General features: G+C 65.0%; 20 protein-coding genes. 13 read left to right on the forward strand and 7 right to left on the reverse strand.

What is annotated here, in order from left to right:
• Positions 1 to 8: 8 nt before the first annotated feature.
• From M3465_RS15025 to M3465_RS15035, 3 genes are all read right to left on the reverse strand, one after another.
• Positions 9 to 590: a retropepsin-like aspartic protease family protein gene (locus M3465_RS15025; RefSeq protein ID WP_249502590.1), complete on the reverse strand. Its 582-nt coding sequence runs from the start codon at positions 588 to 590 to the stop codon at positions 9 to 11.
• Between the two features lie 63 nt (positions 591 to 653).
• Positions 654 to 1,277, reverse strand: coding sequence for a MarC family protein (locus tag M3465_RS15030; RefSeq protein WP_249502591.1), 624 nt, complete (start codon positions 1,275 to 1,277; stop codon positions 654 to 656).
• 48 nt (positions 1,278 to 1,325) lie between these two features.
• A complete protein-coding gene (locus tag M3465_RS15035) occupies positions 1,326 to 3,185 on the reverse strand; it encodes an ABC-F family ATP-binding cassette domain-containing protein (RefSeq protein WP_249502592.1) in 1,860 nt (619 codons plus the stop codon).
• Positions 3,186 to 3,384: 199 nt separating this feature from the next.
• On the opposite strand from M3465_RS15035, the gene ndk reads away from it, so the two are divergent.
• From ndk to M3465_RS15060, 5 genes are all read left to right on the forward strand, one after another.
• A complete protein-coding gene (ndk, locus tag M3465_RS15040; RefSeq protein ID WP_249502593.1) occupies positions 3,385 to 3,807 on the forward strand; it encodes a nucleoside-diphosphate kinase in 423 nt (140 codons plus the stop codon).
• An 83-nt stretch (positions 3,808 to 3,890) separates the two neighbouring features.
• On the forward strand, positions 3,891 to 4,796 hold the full coding sequence (locus tag M3465_RS15045; RefSeq protein WP_249502594.1) for a cation diffusion facilitator family transporter: 906 nt from the start codon (positions 3,891 to 3,893) through the stop codon (positions 4,794 to 4,796).
• A 179-nt stretch (positions 4,797 to 4,975) separates the two neighbouring features.
• Complete coding sequence (cysS, locus tag M3465_RS15050) at positions 4,976 to 6,331, forward strand: cysteine--tRNA ligase (RefSeq protein WP_249502595.1); 1,356 nt, start codon at positions 4,976 to 4,978, stop codon at positions 6,329 to 6,331.
• Positions 6,332 to 6,386: 55 nt separating this feature from the next.
• Positions 6,387 to 8,003, forward strand: a complete 1,617-nt coding sequence (cimA, locus tag M3465_RS15055; protein WP_249502596.1) for a citramalate synthase — start codon at positions 6,387 to 6,389, stop codon at positions 8,001 to 8,003.
• Positions 8,000 to 8,776 carry a squalene/phytoene synthase family protein gene (locus M3465_RS15060; protein WP_249502597.1) on the forward strand — a complete coding sequence of 259 codons (777 nt, stop codon included), beginning with the start codon at positions 8,000 to 8,002 and terminating at the stop codon, positions 8,774 to 8,776. Before cimA ends, M3465_RS15060 begins: the two co-directional genes overlap by 4 nt.
• 4 nt (positions 8,777 to 8,780) lie before the next feature.
• Here M3465_RS15060 and M3465_RS15065 read toward each other — a convergent pair whose 3' ends face one another.
• A complete protein-coding gene (locus M3465_RS15065) occupies positions 8,781 to 9,029 on the reverse strand; it encodes a hypothetical protein (RefSeq protein ID WP_249502598.1) in 249 nt (82 codons plus the stop codon).
• A gap of 88 nt (positions 9,030 to 9,117) precedes the next feature.
• Entirely contained in the window at positions 9,118 to 10,356 is a 1,239-nt protein-coding gene (locus M3465_RS15070) for an MFS transporter (protein WP_249502599.1), read from the reverse strand.
• Between the two features lie 105 nt (positions 10,357 to 10,461).
• Between M3465_RS15070 and M3465_RS15075 the strand changes: the two genes are divergently transcribed.
• Both M3465_RS15075 and M3465_RS15080 read left to right on the forward strand, forming a co-directional pair.
• Positions 10,462 to 11,100 carry a DNA-3-methyladenine glycosylase family protein gene (locus tag M3465_RS15075; protein WP_249502600.1) on the forward strand — a complete coding sequence of 213 codons (639 nt, stop codon included), beginning with the start codon at positions 10,462 to 10,464 and terminating at the stop codon, positions 11,098 to 11,100.
• A complete protein-coding gene (locus M3465_RS15080) occupies positions 11,097 to 11,762 on the forward strand; it encodes an alpha/beta hydrolase (protein WP_249502601.1) in 666 nt (221 codons plus the stop codon). The genes M3465_RS15075 and M3465_RS15080 overlap by 4 nt, the downstream gene beginning before the upstream one ends.
• 85 nt (positions 11,763 to 11,847) lie before the next feature.
• Here the strand turns inward: M3465_RS15080 and mnmA are convergent, their stop codons facing one another.
• Positions 11,848 to 12,990, reverse strand: a complete 1,143-nt coding sequence (gene mnmA, locus M3465_RS15085) for a tRNA 2-thiouridine(34) synthase MnmA (protein ID WP_249502602.1) — start codon at positions 12,988 to 12,990, stop codon at positions 11,848 to 11,850.
• 140 nt (positions 12,991 to 13,130) lie between these two features.
• On the opposite strand from mnmA, the gene sciP reads away from it, so the two are divergent.
• The 5 genes from sciP (at position 13,131) to M3465_RS17105 (ending at position 18,785) form a co-directional block, all read left to right on the forward strand.
• The gene (sciP, locus tag M3465_RS15090) at positions 13,131 to 13,403 is read left to right on the forward strand and encodes a CtrA inhibitor SciP (RefSeq protein ID WP_249502603.1); all 273 of its coding nucleotides are present in this window, start codon (positions 13,131 to 13,133) and stop codon (positions 13,401 to 13,403) included.
• A 105-nt stretch (positions 13,404 to 13,508) separates the two neighbouring features.
• Positions 13,509 to 14,216, forward strand: a complete 708-nt coding sequence (gene ctrA / locus M3465_RS15095; RefSeq protein ID WP_249502604.1) for a response regulator transcription factor CtrA — start codon at positions 13,509 to 13,511, stop codon at positions 14,214 to 14,216.
• A 140-nt stretch (positions 14,217 to 14,356) separates the two neighbouring features.
• Positions 14,357 to 16,480 carry an NAD-dependent DNA ligase LigA gene (ligA, locus tag M3465_RS15100; protein WP_249502605.1) on the forward strand — a complete coding sequence of 708 codons (2,124 nt, stop codon included), beginning with the start codon at positions 14,357 to 14,359 and terminating at the stop codon, positions 16,478 to 16,480.
• On the forward strand, positions 16,477 to 18,570 hold the full coding sequence (gene recG / locus M3465_RS15105) for an ATP-dependent DNA helicase RecG (RefSeq protein WP_249502606.1): 2,094 nt from the start codon (positions 16,477 to 16,479) through the stop codon (positions 18,568 to 18,570). The genes ligA and recG overlap by 4 nt, the downstream gene beginning before the upstream one ends.
• An 86-nt stretch (positions 18,571 to 18,656) precedes the next feature.
• On the forward strand, positions 18,657 to 18,785 hold the full coding sequence (locus M3465_RS17105; protein WP_283255066.1) for a hypothetical protein: 129 nt from the start codon (positions 18,657 to 18,659) through the stop codon (positions 18,783 to 18,785).
• A 178-nt stretch (positions 18,786 to 18,963) separates the two neighbouring features.
• On the opposite strand, the gene M3465_RS15110 is transcribed toward M3465_RS17105, so the two are convergent.
• A complete protein-coding gene (locus M3465_RS15110) occupies positions 18,964 to 19,416 on the reverse strand; it encodes an iron-sulfur cluster assembly scaffold protein (protein ID WP_249502607.1) in 453 nt (150 codons plus the stop codon).
• 67 nt (positions 19,417 to 19,483) lie between these two features.
• Between M3465_RS15110 and hisI the strand changes: the two genes are divergently transcribed.
• A complete protein-coding gene (hisI, locus tag M3465_RS15115; RefSeq protein ID WP_249502608.1) occupies positions 19,484 to 19,846 on the forward strand; it encodes a phosphoribosyl-AMP cyclohydrolase in 363 nt (120 codons plus the stop codon).
• Positions 19,847 to 19,897: the final 51 nt, after the last annotated feature.

Genomic DNA, 19,897 nt, shown 5'->3' on the forward strand with positions numbered 1-19,897 from the left:
CGCCATGCCTAGCGTTCGAGGATCAACCGACCGCCGGCGATCTCGAGCCGGGCGAAACGGCTCAGGTAATCCATCCCGAGCAGCGATCTCGTCATCTCGCCCTCATTGACGAAAGCGCGCACGCCGCGATCCTCGAACGGGCCGAGCGACACGCTGTCCAGCCGAACCGGCGCGGTGCGCACCAGCCCGTTCGCGGTCATGGCTTCGGAGAAATAGATCAGATCGGCATCGCTCAGCCCCGCGCGTTCGGCATCGCGCCGCGTCAGCACCATGCCGGACGCGCCGGTATCGACGACGAAGGGCACCGGCGCGCCGTTGAGATCGAGCGTGAGGTAATAGTGACCGTCCGGCGCCTGCGGCACCTCGATCCGGCCAGCCTCGCTCAGAACCATCTGCTGCGGCTGCACGGTCTGGCGGATATCGCCCCACAGCCCGACCGCCGCGATCACGCCGAGAAAGATCAGCCCCCAGGCCGCGGCATATTGCAACGTCCTATTCAGCCCCTGACGGTTCTGCATGAAGAACCAGAAGACCACCGCCGCACCGAGCAGCACCAGATAGGCCAGATTGCCGTAATCCATCGCGGTCATGGGGGGATCCCGTCTTGCTGCAACTGGATGTTATTTAGGCGCGCGGGCGCGGCTTTTACAGGGTCATCCAGGCCAGGCAAGGCCGAAACCGCGAATGCCATCGAGCACGAATTGCACCGATAGAGCGGCCAGCAGCATCCCCAGAAGCCGTGTGACGACGACGATCCCCGTCTTGCCCAAAGCATGTTCGATCAGATTGGCACTCAGAAAGAAGGCGAAGACCATCGCCAGCACGGCCACCATCACGGCAAGCACCGAAATCATGCCGATCGTGCCCTCCGCTTCGCCCACGAGCAGGATGATCGAGGCGATCGCGCCGGGGCCGGCAATTAGCGGAATCGCGATGGGAAAGACCGACGGATCGGGCACATCCTCCACATCCGCCTTGTCGTCGCGCCGCTTGGTGCGCCGCTCGAACAGCATGTCGAGCGCGGTCAGGAACAGCAAGATACCCCCCGCGATCCGAAAGGCGGGCATCGAGATGCCGATGAAGCCCAGAACCTGCTCGCCGAAGAACGCAAAGAGAAAGAGCAATACGGCCGCGATCACCGAGGCGCGAATCCCGATGACCCTGCGCTCCTGCACCGACATGCCCGGCGTGAGCGCGATAAAGACGGGCGTGAGCCCGATCGGATCGATCACCACGAAAAGCGTCACGAAAGCGGATATGAGAAAGGCACCGTCCATCCGCACGCCCCTATGGCGGCGCGCGGCGCTTGGCAAGGGGGCGGCGCGTCAGACCTGCGGCGCTTCGGCCGCCTCCAGACGTTCGAGCGCCGCTTCCCAAAGCGCCTCCGCGCGATGAAGCCCCTCCATCACCTCGGCATATTTGCGGTTCCAGGTCTCCAGCTCGCCCTTGCGTGCATCCTCATAGAGCGCCGGATCGGCAAGCTTGGCGGCAAGCTGTTCGCGCATCGCCTCGATCTTTTCCACCCGTGCCTCGCATTTGCGCAGATCCGCGCGCAGCGCCAGCATCGCGTCGCGGTCGGGGCGGGCAGGGCGTGTCGCTTTCGGCTTTTCGGATTTCGCCGTTTTGTCCGGGGCAAGCAGCATCGCGCGATAGGCGTCGAGATCGTCCTCATAGGGGGCAACGCGCCCGTCCTGGACCAGCCACAGCCGGTCCGCGACCATCGACAGAAGGTGCATGTCGTGGCTCACGAGGATCACCGCGCCGGAATAGGCGGTCAGCGCCTCCACCAGCGCCTCGCGGCTTTCGATATCGAGATGGTTCGTCGGCTCGTCGAGAATGAGCAGATGCGGCGCATCCAGCGTCGCCAGCAGCAGCGACAGCCGCGCCTTCTGACCGCCCGACAGCCGCCCGACCTCGGTTTCGGCCTGCGCCGCCATCAGCCCGAAGCCCGCCAGCCGCGCCCGGTGCCGTCCCGGCAGTTCATCCGGGCGCGCCCGCCGCAGATGATCGAGCGGCGTTTCATCCACATGCAGCTCGTCCACCTGGTGCTGCGCAAAGAACCCGATGCGCAGCTTGGATGACCGCGTGATCCGCCCCGCCATCAGCGGTAGCCGGTCCGACAGCAGCTTGGCGAGCGTCGACTTGCCCTGACCGTTCCGCCCCAGAAGCGCGATCCGGTCGTCCTGATCGATCCGCAGGTCGAGCTTGCGCAGCACCTCCGTCTCGCCATAGCCGGTCACGCCGTTCTCGACCCGGATGATCGGCGGCGACAGCTCATCCGGCTGCGGAAAGGTGAATACCCGCTTCGCCGCCTCCTCGGGCGCGGTGACCATGTCCATCCGCGCGATCGCCTTGAGCCGCGATTGCGCCTGCTTGGCCTTGTCGGCCTTATACCGGAACCGGTCTACATAGGATTGCAGATGCGCCACGCGCGCCTGCTGCTTCTTGGCTACCGCCGCCGCCTGCGCGCGCCGCTCGGCGCGCTGTCGGGCGAACTGGTCGTAAGGCCCCTGGTAGAAGGTCAGCCTGCGATCCTCCAGATGCAGGATCGCCCCGACCGCGCGGTTCAAAAGCCCCCGGTCATGGCTGATGACAATCACCGTATGGGGATAGCGCGCCAAGTAGCTCTCCAGCCAGAGTGCCCCTTCGAGATCGAGATAGTTGGTCGGCTCATCCAAAAGCAGCAGATCGGGCTGCGCGAAAAGCACCCCCGCCAAGGCCACCCGCATCCGCCAGCCGCCCGAAAAGGCGCTGCAGGGCATCGCCTGCTCGGCATCGCCGAATCCCAGCCCCTTGAGGATCGATGCCGCCCGCGCCTCCGCCGACCAAGCATCGATATCCGCGAGCCGCGTCTGCACCTCGGCGATCCGCGCCCCATCCGTCGCCGTCTCGGCCTCCGCCATCAACGCTGCGCGCTCGGTATCGGCCGCGAGAACCGTATCGAGCAGCGAGACCTCCGATCCCGGCACTTCCTGGCTCACCCCGCCGATCCGCGCGCCCCTGGGCACCGAAATCGCGCCGCCCTCCAGCGCCAGCTCGCCGCGGATCAGCCGGAAAAGCGTCGTCTTGCCCGCCCCGTTCGGCCCCACCAGCCCGACCTTGTGCCCATCGGGAATGACCGCTGTCGCGCCCTCGAAGAGCGGCCGGCCCTCGACCGAATAGGTGATGTCCTCGATCTTCAACATGGCCCCGCCCTTACCAACGCCCGCGCGGACAAACCAGCGCTTCCCTTTCTTCTTGTCGAAAATATCCTGGGGGTTTGGGGATCGTTCAATTTTCGCCATTGGTTCAAGAACAATGGACGATGCCCCCAATCAGACGCCTTCCATATGCGAAACGCCCATGCTAACCGGCGCGCCATCACATAACCAACGGAGCACGCCAATGGCCCTTGAACGCACCCTTTCGATCATCAAACCCGACGCCACCCGCCGCAACCTCACCGGCAAGATCAACGCCAAGTTCGAAGATGCCGGCCTGCGCATCATCGCGCAAAAGCGCATCAAGCTGACCAAGGACCAGGCCGGCCAGTTCTATGCCGTCCATGCCGAGCGCCCCTTCTATGACGAGCTGTGCGAATTCATGGCCTCCGAGCCGGTCGTCGTGCAGGTGCTCGAAGGCGAAGGCGCGATCGCGAAGAACCGCGAAGTCATGGGCGCGACCAACCCGGCCGACGCCGCTCCCGGCACGATCCGCGCGGAATTCGCCGAATCCGTCGGCGAGAACTCGGTTCACGGCTCCGACGCGCCGGAAACCGCCAAGGAAGAAATCGCCTTCTTCTTCTCCGGCCTCGAATTGGTCGGATAAGCCATTGCCAGCCGGGCCGGGAACACCCCGGCCCGCCGCTGCGTTTTTCCCGCATCCGGGATCGACGAAAGGCGGGCCGCACCGTGCCGCATGATCACCACCATATAGACGAAAATACCGGCGACACCCGGCTGATCTGGGCCGTCGCGGTCAACCTCGGGCTGACCGTCGCCCAGATCGTCGGCGGCGTACTTTCCGGCTCGCTCGCGCTGATCGCCGATGCGCTGCACAACCTGTCGGACGCGGCCTCTCTCGTCATCGCCTTCGCCGCGCGCAAGATCGCGCGGAAGGGCGCGACCGAAGCGATGACCTTCGGCTATGGCCGCGCCGAGGTCGTGGCTGCGCTCATCAACTACACCACGCTGATCCTGCTTGGGCTCTATCTATGCTACGAGGCGGCGATGCGCCTGATTTCGCCCGAAGGCGTCGATGGCTGGCTGGTCGTCATCATCGCCGGCATCGCGCTCGTGGTCGATCTGGTGACTGCAGCGCTGACCTACGCCATGTCGAAGGACAGCGTGAACATCCGCGCGGCCTTCCTGCACAACCTCGCCGACGCGCTGGGATCGGTCGCCGTGATCCTCGCGGGCACGCTGATCCTGCTCTTCGACTGGCGGATCGTCGATCCGCTCGTGACCTTCGCCATCGCCGGCTACATCCTGTGGATGTCATTTGCCGAGATCGGCGGCGTGATCCGCATCCTGATGCTGGGCGCGCCCGAGGATAGCGATGTCACCGCGCTACTTCGCGATCTGCGCGGCATTGACGGCGTTCGCGCCATCCACCACGCACATTTGTGGCAGATGCAGGAAAACGAAACCGCGCTGGAGGCGCATGTCGTGCTGGACGAGGGCCGCTGGCCGGACGCCGACAGCATCAAGGCGCAGCTGAAGTCTGCCCTGGCGCGTGCCGGGATTCACCATTCCACGCTCGAACTGGAATGCGCGCGCCACGCCTGCAACGATGCACAGGTGATCGGCCACTCCTGACGGGTGTTGAGCCACCATTGCGCAAACCGGGCTTAAGCCGTATACTCTGCGCCATGACCGCCAATGCCACTCATATCTGCTGCATTATCCGCTAATCTTACAGGCGGGCCGGTCTTTCTATTCCATTGCCGAGACGAAGTTGATACGCCCGCCGCGAGTTTTCCCGCGAGGACGCACCAATGACGATCCGCCTGACCAACACCGCGACGCGCCGCAAGGAAGAGTTCGTGCCGCTCGATTCCGGCAATGTGCGCATGTATGTTTGCGGACCGACGGTTTATGACCGGGCGCATTTGGGCAACGCGCGGCCCGTGGTCGTCTTCGACGTGCTCTTCCGGCTGCTGCGCCATGTCTATGGGGCCGATCACGTCACCTATGTGCGCAATTTCACCGATGTGGACGACAAGATAAACGCCCGCGCGTCCGAGAGCGGCCGCTCCATCGGCGAGATCACCGAGGAAACGACGCGCTGGTATCTGGAGGACATGGCCGCCATCGGCGCGCTGGAGCCGACCCACATGCCCCGCGCGACGCAATATATCGACCAGATGATCGCCATGATCGAGGATCTGATCGCGCGCGGCCACGCCTATGAGGCCGAGGGCCATGTGCTTTTCGCGGTGGACTCGTGGAAGGAGGGCTACGGCAAGCTCTCGGGCCGCTCTGTCGATGACATGATCGCCGGCGCGCGGGTCGAGGTCGCGCCCTACAAGCGCGATCCGATGGATTTCGTCATGTGGAAGCCCTCCCCGGACGATCTGCCGGGATGGGACAGCCCCTGGGGCCGGGGCCGCCCCGGCTGGCATATCGAATGTTCGGCCATGGCCTTTGACCTGCTAGGCGAGGAATTCGACATCCACGGCGGCGGCAACGACCTGATGTTCCCGCACCACGAGAACGAGATCGCGCAGAGCAAGTGCGCCGGCCACGGCTTTGCCCGCTACTGGCTGCATAACGAGATGCTGCAGGTCGAAGGGCGCAAGATGTCCAAATCGCTGGGCAATTTCTTCACCATCCGCGACCTGCTCGATCAGGGCGTGCCGGGCGAGGTGATCCGGTTTGTGTTCCTGTCCACGCATTACCGCAAGCCGATGGATTGGACGGAAAAGAAGCGCGAGGAAGCGGAGGCGACGTTGCGCAAGTGGCGGGCGCTGACCGACGGGGTTGCGCCCGGACCAATGCCTGCCGAGGTTCTTGACGCGGTATCGGATGATCTGAACACCGCAGGCGCTATCTCAGCTCTGCACAAGCTGGCCGGCGGGGGCGACCTGCCCGGCCTTGTTGCCGGGGGGCGCATGTTGGGGCTTCTGACGGAAGAAATCGGGGGGTGGGACAGCGTTTCGGTGGATCTCTCGACCTATGCCAAACAGCTTGCAGATTTGCGTGACACTGCGATGCGGACCAAGGATTTTTCCTCTCTCGATGCGATGAAATCCGCATTGACCAAGGCGGGCGTCGAAGTGCGGATGTCCAAGGCAGGGGTCGATCTGGTTCCCGGATCGGATTTCGACGCGAGCAAGCTGGAGAAAATATGATGGCGCTCCGCTCGAACCACGTTGCACGGCGACCCTTCGCATTCAAGGATGACCGATGACCCGCGAGCGCCTGACCCTTTACGACACAACCTTGCGCGACGGGCAGCAGACGCAGGGCGTGCAGTTCTCCACCCCCGAGAAGCTGCGCATCGCTGCCGCGCTCGACGCGCTGGGGATCGACTATATCGAAGGCGGCTGGCCCGGTGCGAACCCGACCGACAGCGCGTTTTTCGACGAGATCGGCGAGACCCGCGCGACGATCACCGCCTTCGGCATGACCAAACGCGCCGGGCGCTCGGCCGGTAATGACGAGGTGCTGGCCGCGGTGATGAACGCGGGAACGCGCTCGGTCTGCCTTGTCGGCAAGACGCATGACTTTCACGTCACCGAAGCGCTTGGCATCGGGCTTGACGAGAATGTCGAGAATATCCGCGCCTCGGTGGAGCATATCGTGGCCGAGGGGCGCGAGGCGCTCTTCGATGCAGAGCATTTCTTTGACGGCTACAAGGCCAATCCCGATTACGCGCTCGCCTGCATCAAGGCCGCGCATGACGCTGGCGCGCGCTGGGTCGTGCTGTGCGATACCAATGGCGGCACGCTGCCCGGCGAGGTGGCGCAGATCACGCGCGCGGTGATCGATGCCGGAATTCCGGGCAAAAACCTGGGTATCCACACCCATAACGACACCGAAATGGCCGTCGCCGCCACGCTGGCCGCCGTCGATGCCGGGGCGCGGCAGATACAAGGCACGCTGAACGGGCTGGGCGAGCGCTGCGGCAACGCGAACCTGACGGCGCTCATCCCGACGCTGCTACTGAAAGAGCCCTATGCCAGCCGCTACGAGACCGGCATCGCGGTGGACGCGCTTGAAGGCATGACGAAGATCAGCCGGATGCTGGACGAGGTGCTCAACCGCGTGCCGTTCAAGCAGTCGGCCTATGTCGGCTCTTCGGCCTTTGCGCACAAGGCCGGTTTGCACGCCAGCGCGATCCTGAAGAACCCGGCGACCTATGAGCATGTCGATCCGGCCATCGTCGGCAACCGGCGGATCATCCCGATGTCGAACCAGGCGGGGCAGTCAAACCTGCGCCGGCGGCTGGCCGAGGCGGGGATCGAAGTGCCGGACCGCGACCCGGCGCTTGCGCGCATCCTCGACCGGATCAAGACGCGCGAGGCGGAAGGCTATTCCTATGACACCGCGCAGGCCAGTTTCGAGCTTCTGGCGCGCGACGAGCTGGGTCAATTGCCGGAGTTTTTCGAGGTCAAGCGCTACCGGGTGACGGTGGAGCGGCGCAAGAACAAGTATAACCGCATGATTTCCCATTCCGAGGCGGTCGTGGTGGTGAAGGTCGATGGGGTCAAGAAACTGTCCGTCAGCGAATCGATGGACGCGGACGGCAATGACCGCGGCCCGGTGAACGCGCTCGCCAAGGCGCTGGCCAAGGATCTGGGGCGCTATCAGAGCGCCATCGACGATATGCGGCTGGTGGATTTCAAGGTGCGGATCACGCAGGGCGGCACCGAAGCCGTCACCCGCGTCATCATCGACAGTGAGGACGGGCAGGGGCGGCGCTGGTCCACCGTCGGGGTCAGTGCGAATATCATCGACGCAAGTTTCGAGGCGCTGCTCGACGCGGTACGCTGGAAGCTTTTGCGCGACGGGCCGGCATGATCTTCGACGACGATCTGACCGCCTGTGCGCAGCTGGTCGAGCGCGGCGATCCCGATCGTTTCGCGGCGACCATGGCGGCGCCCGTTGGGGCGCGTGCAGTGCTGTTTCCGATCTACGCGTTCAATATCGAGATCTCGCGCGCGCCCTGGGTGACGAAAGAGCCGATGATCGCCGAGATGCGACTGCAATGGTGGACAGATGCGCTGGAGGAAATCGCGTCCGGCGGGGTGGTGCGGCGGCACGAGGTGGTGACCTCGCTCGCGCATGTGCTGGACGCAGAGGCCGCGCACCAGTTGCAGCGCGCCGTCGAGGCGCGGCGCTGGGATGCCTATCGCGCGCCGTTCGAGGACGAGGCGGGGTTCACTGCGTATATCGAGGACACTTCCGCCGCGCTGCTTTTGGCGGCGGCGCAAGCGCTTGAGGGCGCGATGCCAGAAGCGCTGCGCGATCTCGGCTACGCGTCGGGGCTTGCGCAATTCCTGCGCGCGGTGCCCGAGCTTGAGCGGCAGGGGCGCATCCCGCTGATTGACGGGCGCCTGGATGCCTTGCGCGCCCTGGCGCAAGGCGGGCTGGATCGGCTGGACGCTGCCCGCAGGGCGCGCGGCGATATCCCGCGCGGCGCGCGCGCGGTCGCGCTGGCCGCGTGGCAGGCCGGACCGATCCTGCAACAGGTCGCGGCAGCGCCGGAGAAGGTTGCCAACGGCACGCTGGGCCAATCGGACGCGCGCAAGAAGGCGCGCCTTATCTGGCAGGCGGCAACAGGCCGCTGGTAAGCGTTCAGAACGCGAGAGCGACACTGCAGCCGAGCCCGGTCGCCACCGCATCCATCGGATCAGCCACATCGTCGATCAATTCCTTGAGAATCCCGACCCCCACGGCGGCGGCGCAGCCCAGCGCCTTGTTGTCGGTCTGGGTCGTCACCGCATGCGACACTGCCGCGCCGGCGGCGAAATGCGCCGCCTTGTCGTAATGCTGGCAGGCGGCGAGCGCTGGAAGCGCGAGGATCAGGAACAGAAATCGAGGCATATGGCAGCACCGTCACGAGGAACAATACCGGAACATATGCCGCGCAAAAGTGAAGGTTGCGTTACCGGAGCCCGGAAAATCGCATCGATCAGATCGCGTCGTCGCGCGGCCGCAAGGTGAGCCACAAAAGCGAGCCGCCGGCGAGCATCAGGAACGGCGCCATTGCCATGTTGACCGCGCTCCACCCCTCGACCGCCGTGCCGCCGGAGCAGTTGAGCAAACCGCCGGAGGCGAGCGAGGCGACCGTTACACCGCCAAAGACCAGCACATCGTTCATGCCCTGCACGCGCCCGCGCTCATGCGGCTCATGCGCGGCGGTCAGCATGGTGGTCGCGCCGATGAAGCCGAAATTCCACCCCAGCCCCAGCAGGATCAGCGCGATGTAGAAATTCTCGATCGCGACGCCCTGAAGCGCGACCGCGCCCGCGCCGGCAAGGATCAGCAAGCCGGTGGCGAGGATCTTCTCCACTCCGAAGCGCACGATCAGGTGACCGGTAAAGAAAGACGGCGCGAACATCGCCAGCACATGCGCCGAGACGATATCGGCCGCATTCCCGGCGGTGTAGCCGCAGCCGACCACGGCCAGTGGCGTCGACGTCATCACGAGGTTCATCAGCGCGTAGGTGACCATGCCGCAGATGATCGCAACGGCGATGCGCGGGGTTTTCAGAAGCTCGATCCGCGAGCGGCCCTTCGGCGCGTCCTCGCTCGGAACCGGCGGTTTGGGAATATCGAGGAACAGGAACATCGCCGAGCCCACGATATTGAGCACGATCACCGCCAGATAGGTGCCGAGGAAGGGCACGACATAGGCATCGTTGGTGGCCTTGACGAGTTGCGGCCCGATGATCGCCGCTGCCAGACCGCCGGCCATCACGTAGGAGATCGCCTTGGGGCGGAACACCTCCGACGCGGTATCGGCCGCGGCGAACCGGTAGAACCCCTGCGCGGACATATAGATCCCGGTCAGGAAACTGCCGAGCAGGAAAATCGGGAACGAGGCGACGTATAGCCCGTAAGCGCCGATGGCCCCGCCCAGCGCGCCGCCCATTGCACCCACGGTAAAGCCCGCGCGCCGCCCGAACCGCTGCATGAAGGCGGAAATCGGCGTCGCGGTGACCATCGAGCCGAGCACGATGAGCGAGATCGGAAGCGTCGCGAAACAGATATTCGATGCGAGCGATTGCCCGGCCAGCCCGCCCACGGTGAAGAGCATGGGCATCTGCGCGCCCAGTATCGCCTGCGCGCAGACGAGCACGACCACGTTGCGCCGCGCGCGGCGGTTTTGACTGGCCTCTTCGGGATGGGCATGGTCAATGGTGCTCATGCGGCAAGACCTATGCCCGAATTCGAATGCTTGCAAGCGTTCCGGTGCCGCCCCGAAACGCGCGCAAATGGGGCCGAACGGGGCGATGGTGAACGAGGTGACGGGATGCAGGATAGAATTGGACGGGTGATCGAGACGGACGCGCATGTCGCCGAAGGCGCCGCGTGGCTCGCGCGTGTCGAACCGCGCTTCACGGCGGCGCTGGAGCAGACCGGCCCATTGCCGCTGCGCCGCCGCCCGGACGGGTTCGCGCAGCTCTTGAGCGCCATCGTCAGCCAGCAGGTGAGCGTGGCGTCGGCGCGGGCGATCTGGGGCCGTCTCGAAGCGGCGGAGGCCGTCACGCCGGAGGCGATCCTGCACCGCGGGGCGGAGGGCTTGCGCGAACTGGGGCTCAGCCGGCAGAAGGCGCGCTATGCGTGTGCGCTTTCGGAGGCCGGCATTGATTTTGGAGCCTTGCGCGCCGCACCCGATGACGAGGTCGTCGCGACGCTGACAGCGGTAACGGGGATCGGCGTCTGGACGGCGGAGATCTACGCGATGTTCTCGCTCGGGCGCGCCGATGTCTTCGCGCCCGGCGATCTGGCGCTGCAGGAAAGCGCGCGGCTCCTCTTCGATCTGCCGGACCGTCCGAAGGAAAAGGCGCTGCGCGGCATGGCCGAGGCCTGGAGCCCTTGGAGAGCGGTTGCGGCGCGCGCATTGTGGGAATACTACCGCGTCGCAAAGAGCCGGGAAGGGATCGCATGACACGGGTATTGAACGCGCAGCGCAAGGACGCCTTGTCGGGGGAAACCCGGTCGGCGGTGGTGTTCCTGCATGGCTACGGGGCCAACGGCGCCGATCTGCTGGGGCTGGCCGATCCGCTGGCCGAACATCTACCCGACACGCTTTTCGTCGCCCCCGATGCGCCCGAAGCCTGCGCCGGCGCGCCTTTCGGCTTTCAGTGGTTCCCGATCCCGTGGATCGACAATTCCTCCGAAGAGGAAGCGATGGCGGGCATGGCCCGCGCGGTGGACGATCTGAACGCGTTTCTCGATGCACTGATGGTGGATGAGGATCTGCTGCCCGAACAGGTGGTGCTGTTCGGCTTTTCGCAGGGCACGATGATGGCGCTGCATGTCGCGCCGCGCCGCGAGGATCCGGTGGCGGGCGTCGTGGCCTTCTCGGGCCGGCTCCTCGCGCCGGAGCTTCTGGCCGACGAGGTGGTGAGCCGGATGCCCGTCCTGCTGGTGCATGGCGATCAGGATGATGTCGTGCCGCCGCAATCGCTGCCCGAGGCTGCGGAGGCCTTGCAGGAGGCCGGCTGGCAGGACGTGTTCGCGCATATCATGAAGGGCACAGGCCACGGGATCGCGCCCGACGGGCTGTCGGTGGCGCTCGCCTTCATGCGCGACAAGTGCAATCTCTAGCGCTGGACGGAGCATCGATGCTCCGTTCCGTTTGCGTTGACGCAAACGGTCCCGGCTTCGGATCGCCGTGTTGTCTCGGGCCGATCTACGCCCCGCGCCAGATCCAGCCGCCGCCGAGGATGCGGCTGCCTTCGGTCTGGTAGAAAACGCACGCCTGGCCGGGAGAGACACCCTCTTCGGGGGTGAGCAATTCGACCTCTGCCTCGGTGTCCGAAACCGGGCGAATGATCGCCTCGCGCGGCGGCCGTGTTGAGCGGACCTTGACCGAAACATGCCATTCCGAACGCGACGTGAAGGGCGCATCGCCCAGCCAGTTGATTTCGCGCACCGGAATCACCCGTGTCGAGAGCATCACCTTCGGTCCGACGATCACGCGCTTTGCATCGACGTCCAGCTTGACGACATAGAGCGGATCGCTGAGCCCGCCGATTCCCAGCCCCCGGCGCTGGCCGATCGTGTAATGGATCACGCCGTTGTGCCGGCCCAGAACGCGGCCATCGGCATGCACGATCTCTCCGGGCTCCGCCGCGCCCGGTCGCAGCTTTTCGATCACGGCGGCATAATTGCCGTTCGGCACGAAACAGATGTCCTGGCTGTCGGGCTTGTCCGCCACCTGTAGCCCGTAGCGCGCCGCCAGTTCGCGGGTCGCGGCCTTGGAAGGCAGGTGCCCCAACGGGAAACGAAGATAGTCCAGTTGTTCGGGCGTAGTCGAGAACAGGAAATAGCTCTGATCGCGATTCGCATCCTCGGCGCTATGCAATTCGGGGCCATGCGCGCCCATCTTGCGCTGGATGTAATGGCCGGTCGCCATGCAATCGGCCTCCAGATCGCGGGCGGTTTCGAGCAGATCCTTGAACTTCACCCGCTCGTTGCAGCGGATGCAGGGCACGGGCGTCGCGCCGCCCAGGTAGCTGTCGGCGAACTCGTCGATCACCGCATCCTTAAAAATGTTCTCATAATCCAGGACGTAATGCGGAAAGCCCATATCCTCGGCCACGCGGCGCGCATCATGGATATCGAGCCCCGCGCAGCAGGCGCCTTTCTTGGCCAGCGCCGCCCCGTGATCGTAGAGCTGCAGCGTGACGCCGACCACGTCATAGCCTTCCTCTGCAAGCTGCGCGGCCACGACGGAGCTGTCCACGCCGCCCGACATCGCGACAACCACGCGTGTGTCGGCGGGCGGGTTGGCAAAGCCCAATGAATTCAGTTTCGGCGCGTCGAGGGCCATGCGGGCAACTCCGGATGTCGGTGGATCGTGCGAAATATAGGCAAATGCAAGATACTCTCAACCCCAAGCTTCACGCGCGGTTAAAGCTTGGCGGCAATGGTCCGTTTATCGAAGAAACGGACCTGGTGAAAGCAAGCCCCATGTATCTGAAAAAAGCGAATGGCCCGCGCACCGTCACCCTCGGCGATGGCCGTATCCTGAGCCGCGCCGATCTGCCGCCGCGCAACACTTATCGGTGGGTCGCCTCGCGCAAGGCGGTTGTCGTCGATGCGGTGGTCAACGACCTGATCTCGAAAGCGGAGGCGATGGAGCGATACGATCTGAGCGAGGAGGAGCTCGAAAGCTGGATTACGGCCGCGCGGCGTCATGGCCGCGAGGGGCTCAAAGCGACATCTGTGCAACGCTATCGGTGACGATGCAACCAAGGGTTGTGCAAAATACTGCGGCCTTGCTAACGTGACATTAACCTTTTTTCTTCACGTTCGGCCGGGCCGGACGCTGATTTGCGGAGAAACCTGATGCGCGTGCTTATGGTCGAAGACGACCCCACAACTTCCAAGAGCATCGAATTGATGCTGAGCAATGCCAATGTAAATGTCTATTCGACCGATCTGGGAGAGGAAGGCATCGATCTGGCCAAGCTTTACGATTACGACCTCATCCTTCTCGATCTGAACCTGCCGGACATGAACGGCTTTGAAGTGCTGCGGCAGTTGCGCCTCGCGCGGATCGAAACGCCGATCCTGATCCTGTCGGGCAATGATGCGAGCGAGGACAAAATCAAGGGATTCGGCTTTGGCGCCGACGATTACCTCACCAAGCCGTTCCACCGCGACGAACTGGTCGCGCGAATCCACGCGATCATCCGCCGGTCCAAGGGCCATTCACAATCGGTGATTCGCACCGGCAAGGTCGAGGTGAATGTCGATGCCAAGACGGTGAAGGTGAACGGAAACGCCGTGCATCTTACGGGCAAGGAATACCAGATGCTCGAACTTCTGAGCCTGCGCAAGGGCACCACGCTGACCAAGGAGATGTTCCTTAACCATCTTTACGGCGGCATGGACGAGCCGGAGCTGAAGATCATCGACGTGTTCATCTGCAAGTTGCGCAAGAAACTGACGGAGGCGACGGGGGAAGCGAGCCCGATCGAAACCGTCTGGGGGCGCGGCTATGTCCTGCGCGATCCCGAAATCGGATCCGCGCGCATGGCCGCCAGCGCCTGAATGCGCGTGCGGGGCCGGGCGGCACCAGCGCCGCGCCGGTCCTGCATGATCGCTGACGCGCGATTTCCGCCGCTGAAATCTGGACGCGGCCGAACGCCGCGCCTATCACTCCTTTGCAGCGGTTTGGCGAAAGGGGCACCATGGCGCATGAAACCGATCCGGTCGGGGATCTGACCGAAGCGCAGGCGCGCGAGGAACTGGCGCGGCTCGCCGATCTGCTGGATGCGGCCAACATCGCCTATCACCGGGACGACGCCCCAAAGATCAGCGATGCCGAATACGACCGGCTCAAGCGCCGCAATGCCGAGATCGAGGCGCGGTTTCCCGCTCTCAAGCGCGCGGACAGCCCCAGCGATACGGTCGGCGCCGCACCGGCAGAGGGTTTTGCCAAGGTGCGGCACGAGATCCGCATGCTATCGCTCTCCAACGTGTTCGAGGAGGAGGAACTCGTCAGTTTCGATCAGAGCGTGCGGCGCTATCTCGGCCTTGGCGCGGATGATCCGCTCGCCTATACCGCTGAGCCGAAGATCGACGGTCTGTCGCTTTCGCTGCGCTATGAGAAGGGCGCACTGGTGCAGGCGGCGACGCGCGGCGATGGCGCGGTGGGCGAGAATGTGACCGCCAATGCGCGCATGATCGATGACGTTCCGCAGCGGCTGAACGGCGCGCCCGAGGTGATCGAGGTTCGCGGCGAGGTCTATATGAGCCACGCCGATTTCGCCGATCTGAACGCGCGTCAGACCGCGCGGGGCGGCAAGAGCTTCGCCAATCCGCGCAACGCCGCCGCAGGCTCGCTCCGCCAGCTCGATCCCGAGATCACGCGCGCGCGTCCACTGCGCTTTTTCGCCTACTCCTGGGGCGCTCTGAGCGAGCCTCTGGCGGAAACGCAAAGCGGCGCCATAAAGCGGCTCGAGGCGCTCGGGTTCCAGACCAATCCGCTCACCGCGCTCTGCAACGGGCCCGATGAGATGTTGGCGCACTATCGCCGGATCGAGGAACAGCGGGCGACGCTCGGCTATGATATCGACGGGGTCGTCTACAAGGTCGACGATCTGGAGTATCAGCGCCGGCTCGGGTTCCGCTCGACAACGCCCCGCTGGGCGACGGCGCACAAATTCCCCGCCGAACTCGCGTGGACACGGCTCGAAGCGATCGATATCCAGGTCGGCCGCACCGGCGCGCTGAGCCCCGTCGCGCGGCTTTCGCCGGTGACGGTGGGCGGCGTCGTCGTCTCCAACGCGACGCTGCATAACGAGGATTACATCGCCGGGCGCGATGCGACGGGCGCGCCGATCCGGGGCGGCAAGGATATCCGCGTCGGCGATTGGGTGCAGGTCTACCGCGCGGGCGACGTGATCCCGAAAGTCGCCGATGTCGATCTGGACAAGCGGCTGGAGGGGGCAGAGCCCTTTGATTTCCCGAAAACCTGCCCCGAATGCGGATCTGACGCGATCCGCGAGGCGGGCGATGCGGTGCGTCGCTGCAGTGGCGGGCTCGTCTGTCCCGCACAGGCGGTCGAAAAGCTCAAGCATTTCGTCTCCCGCGCGGCGTTCGACATCGAGGGGCTGGGTGCCAAGCAGGTCGAGCAATTCTATTCCGATGGCTGGATCAAGGAGCCCGCCGATATCTTCACGCTGGCGCAGCGGTATGGCGCCGGGATGCAACAGCTCAAGAACCGTGAAGGCTGGGGCGAGAAATCGGCGCAGAAGCTCTTCGATGCCATCGACGAACGGCGCGTCATCGCGCTGGAACGGGTGATTTTCTCGCTCGGCATCCGCCATGTCGGCGAAGGCGTCGCCCGGCTTCTCGCGCGGGCCTATGGCTCCTGGGACGCATTCGTCGCGGCGGTGGACGCGGCGCGCGATCAAGGCGGAGAGGCGTGGGACGGGCTGATCGGAATCGACGGGATCGGCACGGTCGTCGCCACCTCGCTCGTCTCCAGTTTCGCGCAGGAGGCCGAGCGCGCGTCGATCGACCGGCTCGTGCGGCATCTCGACATTCAGGAAGCTGAACGCCCTCGCACCGAAGGCAGCCCGGTGGCCGGAAAGACCATCGTGTTCACCGGCACGCTTGAACGGATGACGCGGGCAGAGGCGAAGGCGTGGGCCGAGCGGCTGGGTGCGAAAGTCTCCGGTTCCGTTTCGGCCAGAACGGATCTGCTGGTCGCCGGTCCCGGCGCGGGATCTAAGGAATCCAAGGCGCGCGATCTGGGGGTCGAAATTCTCGATGAAGATGGCTGGTTCGATCTGATCGAGGGCGCATGAGCGCCGGACGGCCCGAAATCCTCTTTCCGCTGTTCGCCGCGGTGGAAAGCCTGCAAGGCGTCGGGCCTAAAACGGCCGCTGCCCTCGGCAATCTGGGCATCGAGGCACCGCGCGATCTGCTTTACACGCTGCCGGCTTCGGTGATCGACCGGCGGCTGCGCCCCACCGTTCAGGGCGCGGATCTGCCCGCCGTGCTCACGGTCGAAGTGCAGATTGGCCAGCATCGCCCGGCCAGGACCAAGGGCGGGGCCTACCGCGTGACAGTGCGCGACGCGGCGCTGAGCTTTCAGATCGTCTTTTTCCACGCCCGCGGCGATTATGTCTCGCGGCTTTTGCCCTTCGGCGCGCGGCGCATCGTGTCGGGACGGGTGGAATCCTTCGACGGTATGGCGCAGATGGTTCATCCCGATCACGTCCTCCTGCCCGAAGAGGCGGGCGAGTTGCCGGAGTTCGAGCCGGTCTATCCGTTGACCGCCGGCGTGACGCAGAAAACCATGTGCAAGGCGGCTGCCGACGCGCTGTCGCGCGCGCCCGAACTGGCCGAATGGGCCGACTCCGGCCTGGTCGCCCGCGAGGGCTGGCCCACCTGGTGCGATGCGATGGCAGAGGCCCATGCGCCGCAAGGCATGGGCGCGCTGTCCCCCGATGCGCCGGCGCGGCGGCGGCTGGCTTACGACGAGCTTTTCGCCCATCAGCTGACCCTCGCGCTGGCCCGCGCGCGCAAGCGGGAAAAGCCGGGGGTGGAAACGGTGGGCGACGGGCGCTTGCGGCGCAAGGTTCTGGCGGGGTTGCCCTACCGTCCGACCGGTGCGCAGGAGCGTGCGATCCGGGAGATTACGGACGACATGGCCAGCCCGAAACGCATGAACCGGTTGCTTCAGGGCGATGTCGGCGCGGGCAAGACGCTGGTGGCGTTCATGGCGCTGCTGACGGCGGTTGAGGCCGGCGGGCAGGGCGTGATGATGGCTCCGACGGAAATCCTCGCGCGGCAGCATCTGGAGGGGTTGCGCCCTCTGGCCGAAGAGGCGGGCGTGGTGCTCGAGCTGCTGACCGGGCGCGACAAGGGGGCGGAGCGGCGCGCCAAGCTGGCGGCGCTGGCGCGGGGCGATATTCGCATCCTCGTCGGCACCCATGCGGTGTTTCAGAAGGACGTAGCCTTTCACGATCTGCGGCTTGCGATTGTCGATGAGCAGCACCGCTTCGGCGTGCGCCAGAGGCTGGAGCTTGGCCGCAAGGGGCAGGCGGTGGATGTACTGGTGATGACCGCGACGCCGATCCCGCGCAGCCTCGCTCTGGCACAATATGGCGATATGGATGTCTCGGTGCTGGATGAAAAGCCGCCCGGCCGTACGCCGGTCAAGACGGCGCTCGTTTCGGCCGACCGCATGGATGAGGTGATCGACCATCTGCGCCGCGCGGTGGCCGAGGGCAAGCAGGCCTATTGGGTCTGCCCGCTGGTCGAGGAAAGCGAGCTGTCGGACCTGACCGCCGCCGAAGAGCGCTTCAAACGCCTGCGCGCAGCATTGGGCGAAGGCGTCGTCGGTCTGGTGCATGGCCAGATGCCGCCGGCTGAAAAGGACGCGGCGATGGCGCGGTTCGTTGCGGGCCGAACGGGTGTTCTGGTGGCGACAACGGTGATCGAAGTGGGGGTGAATGTGCCCAACGCATCCATCATGGTGATCGAACGGGCGGAGATTTTCGGCCTCGCGCAGCTTCATCAGCTGCGCGGGCGCGTGGGGCGCGGGGCCGAGGCCTCGACCTGCCTGCTGATCTATCAGGCGCCGCTGAACGAGTCGGGGCTGAAACGGCTGACCACGCTGCGCGAGACGGAGGACGGGTTCCGCATCTCGGAAGTCGATCTGGAAATGCGCGGCGCGGGCGATGTTCTTGGCACGGCGCAATCGGGTTTGCCCCGGTTCCGCATCGCCGATCTGGAACGGCAGGCGGGGCTGATGAAGATCGCGCAGGACGATGCGCGCAAGCTTCTGAGCGATGATTCCGCGCTGAAAACCGCGCGCGGAGAAGCGGCGCGCGTGCTGCTGTATCTCATGCGACAGGAACAGGCGATACAGCTCATAACCGTAGGCTGACGAGATTTGTTCGCGTTTGTTCTCATAAAGTTCTTTACATCGCGTTAACGATGTGAGAACAAAGTGGCAACACGGAGGGCAAGACGATGATGAAGCGGATCAAGACTTTCCACGACATGACCGGCACCCGCGCGGGACTCGTGCAGGATGCGCTCGGCGCGCTGTCGCTTGTGGTCATGCTGGTCGGGGCGCTGCATCTTCCGGTTCTTGTCTGACGCGTTGCCTTTTCTGCCTGCGTGTTGCGCCGCCAAGCCTCACCCCGATGCGTCCTGTCCCGAGAGATGCACCTGTCCCGGAAGGTATCCCGCCTTCCACGGCCTGAGCGGTGTTCAACGAACGCACCTTGCCGCCGCCTTCATTTCGAAGCGCGGCGGTTTTTTTCGCTTTTAGGGCTTATGCGGTTTGCGGATCGGCAAGCTGCGCCGCCGCTTCGCTCGCGGCATCGAGCGTGAGCAGGATGGAGGCATGGCGGTTCTTGAACGCGCCGGCGGGGCGCAGCACGTCCAGATCACCGAAAGGCGCGCTCGGTGCCGGGCCATCCTCTTCTAGCATGGCGCGCAGCTGGCGCCGCGCCGTCTCGATCTGCTCCGGTGTGCAGCCGATGATCGCATCGCCCACCACCGACGCCGCCGCCTGCCCGAGCGCGCAAGCCTTCACATCCTGTCCAAAACCGCTGACCTTGCCATCCGTGAGCGCGAGATCGACCGTGACCGTGGAGCCGCAAAGCGGTGCGCGTTTCTTGACCGTTGCGTCGGGCGCGGGCAGCCGTTGCAAATACGGGATATCGGCGGCCAGTTCGAGGATGCGGCCGGAATAGAGCTTGATGAGATCGGTTTCGCCGGACATGGCTTTCCCTTCTGCGTGTTGCCTCATAGATAGAGCGCGGGCATGGGATGCAAAAGGGGGTTTTGCAATGAGTTTCGATCCGGCGACATTGCGCTATGACGCGCGCGGGTTGATCCCGACCATCGCGCAGGACGCGGAAACCGGCGAGGTGCTGATGATGGCCTGGATGAATTCGGACGCCGTTGCCCGCACGCTGGAGACGGGCCGCGTGACCTATCGGTCGCGCTCGCGGGAGGCGTTCTGGGTCAAGGGGGAGAGTTCGGGCCATGTGCAGGAGCTTGTTTCGCTGCGTCTGGATTGCGACCGCGATTGCCTGCTGCTGCAGGTGCGCCAGACCGGCCCGGCCTGTCATACCAACCGGCGGTCCTGTTTTTACACGGAAGTGCGGGATGGTGCGGAGGTCGAGATCATGGCGCCGGTGGAGGCGTAGCAGGGGGCTCTGCCCCCGTCGCGCAAAGCGCGACTCCCCCGAGATATTTGG

It is taken from the genome of Marivita sp. GX14005 (genome assembly GCF_023370775.1).
Classification (GTDB): Bacteria; Pseudomonadota; Alphaproteobacteria; order Rhodobacterales; family Rhodobacteraceae; genus Marivita.

Excerpts from the sequence above, each read along its gene's own strand:
- ligA (WP_249502605.1), top strand. The coding sequence starts at position 14,357 with ATGGCGCATGAAACCGATCCGGTCGGGGATCTGACCGAAGCGCAGGCG.
- sciP (WP_249502603.1), top strand. The coding sequence starts at position 13,131 with ATGTATCTGAAAAAAGCGAATGGCCCGCGCACCGTCACCCTCGGCGAT.
- M3465_RS15030 (WP_249502591.1), bottom strand. The coding sequence starts at position 1,277 with ATGGACGGTGCCTTTCTCATATCCGCTTTCGTGACGCTTTTCGTGGTG.
- cimA (WP_249502596.1), top strand. The coding sequence starts at position 6,387 with ATGACCCGCGAGCGCCTGACCCTTTACGACACAACCTTGCGCGACGGG.
- M3465_RS17105 (WP_283255066.1), top strand. The coding sequence starts at position 18,657 with ATGATGAAGCGGATCAAGACTTTCCACGACATGACCGGCACCCGCGCG.
- M3465_RS15080 (WP_249502601.1), top strand. The coding sequence starts at position 11,097 with ATGACACGGGTATTGAACGCGCAGCGCAAGGACGCCTTGTCGGGGGAA.
- ndk (WP_249502593.1), top strand. The coding sequence starts at position 3,385 with ATGGCCCTTGAACGCACCCTTTCGATCATCAAACCCGACGCCACCCGC.
- M3465_RS15065 (WP_249502598.1), bottom strand. The coding sequence starts at position 9,029 with ATGCCTCGATTTCTGTTCCTGATCCTCGCGCTTCCAGCGCTCGCCGCC.
- M3465_RS15035 (WP_249502592.1), bottom strand. The coding sequence starts at position 3,185 with ATGTTGAAGATCGAGGACATCACCTATTCGGTCGAGGGCCGGCCGCTC.
- M3465_RS15110 (WP_249502607.1), bottom strand. The coding sequence starts at position 19,416 with ATGTCCGGCGAAACCGATCTCATCAAGCTCTATTCCGGCCGCATCCTC.
- M3465_RS15025 (WP_249502590.1), bottom strand. The coding sequence starts at position 590 with ATGACCGCGATGGATTACGGCAATCTGGCCTATCTGGTGCTGCTCGGT.
- mnmA (WP_249502602.1), bottom strand. The coding sequence starts at position 12,990 with ATGGCCCTCGACGCGCCGAAACTGAATTCATTGGGCTTTGCCAACCCG.
- cysS (WP_249502595.1), top strand. The coding sequence starts at position 4,976 with ATGACGATCCGCCTGACCAACACCGCGACGCGCCGCAAGGAAGAGTTC.
- M3465_RS15060 (WP_249502597.1), top strand. The coding sequence starts at position 8,000 with ATGATCTTCGACGACGATCTGACCGCCTGTGCGCAGCTGGTCGAGCGC.
- recG (WP_249502606.1), top strand. The coding sequence starts at position 16,477 with ATGAGCGCCGGACGGCCCGAAATCCTCTTTCCGCTGTTCGCCGCGGTG.
- M3465_RS15070 (WP_249502599.1), bottom strand. The coding sequence starts at position 10,356 with ATGAGCACCATTGACCATGCCCATCCCGAAGAGGCCAGTCAAAACCGC.
- hisI (WP_249502608.1), top strand. The coding sequence starts at position 19,484 with ATGAGTTTCGATCCGGCGACATTGCGCTATGACGCGCGCGGGTTGATC.
- M3465_RS15075 (WP_249502600.1), top strand. The coding sequence starts at position 10,462 with ATGCAGGATAGAATTGGACGGGTGATCGAGACGGACGCGCATGTCGCC.
- ctrA (WP_249502604.1), top strand. The coding sequence starts at position 13,509 with ATGCGCGTGCTTATGGTCGAAGACGACCCCACAACTTCCAAGAGCATC.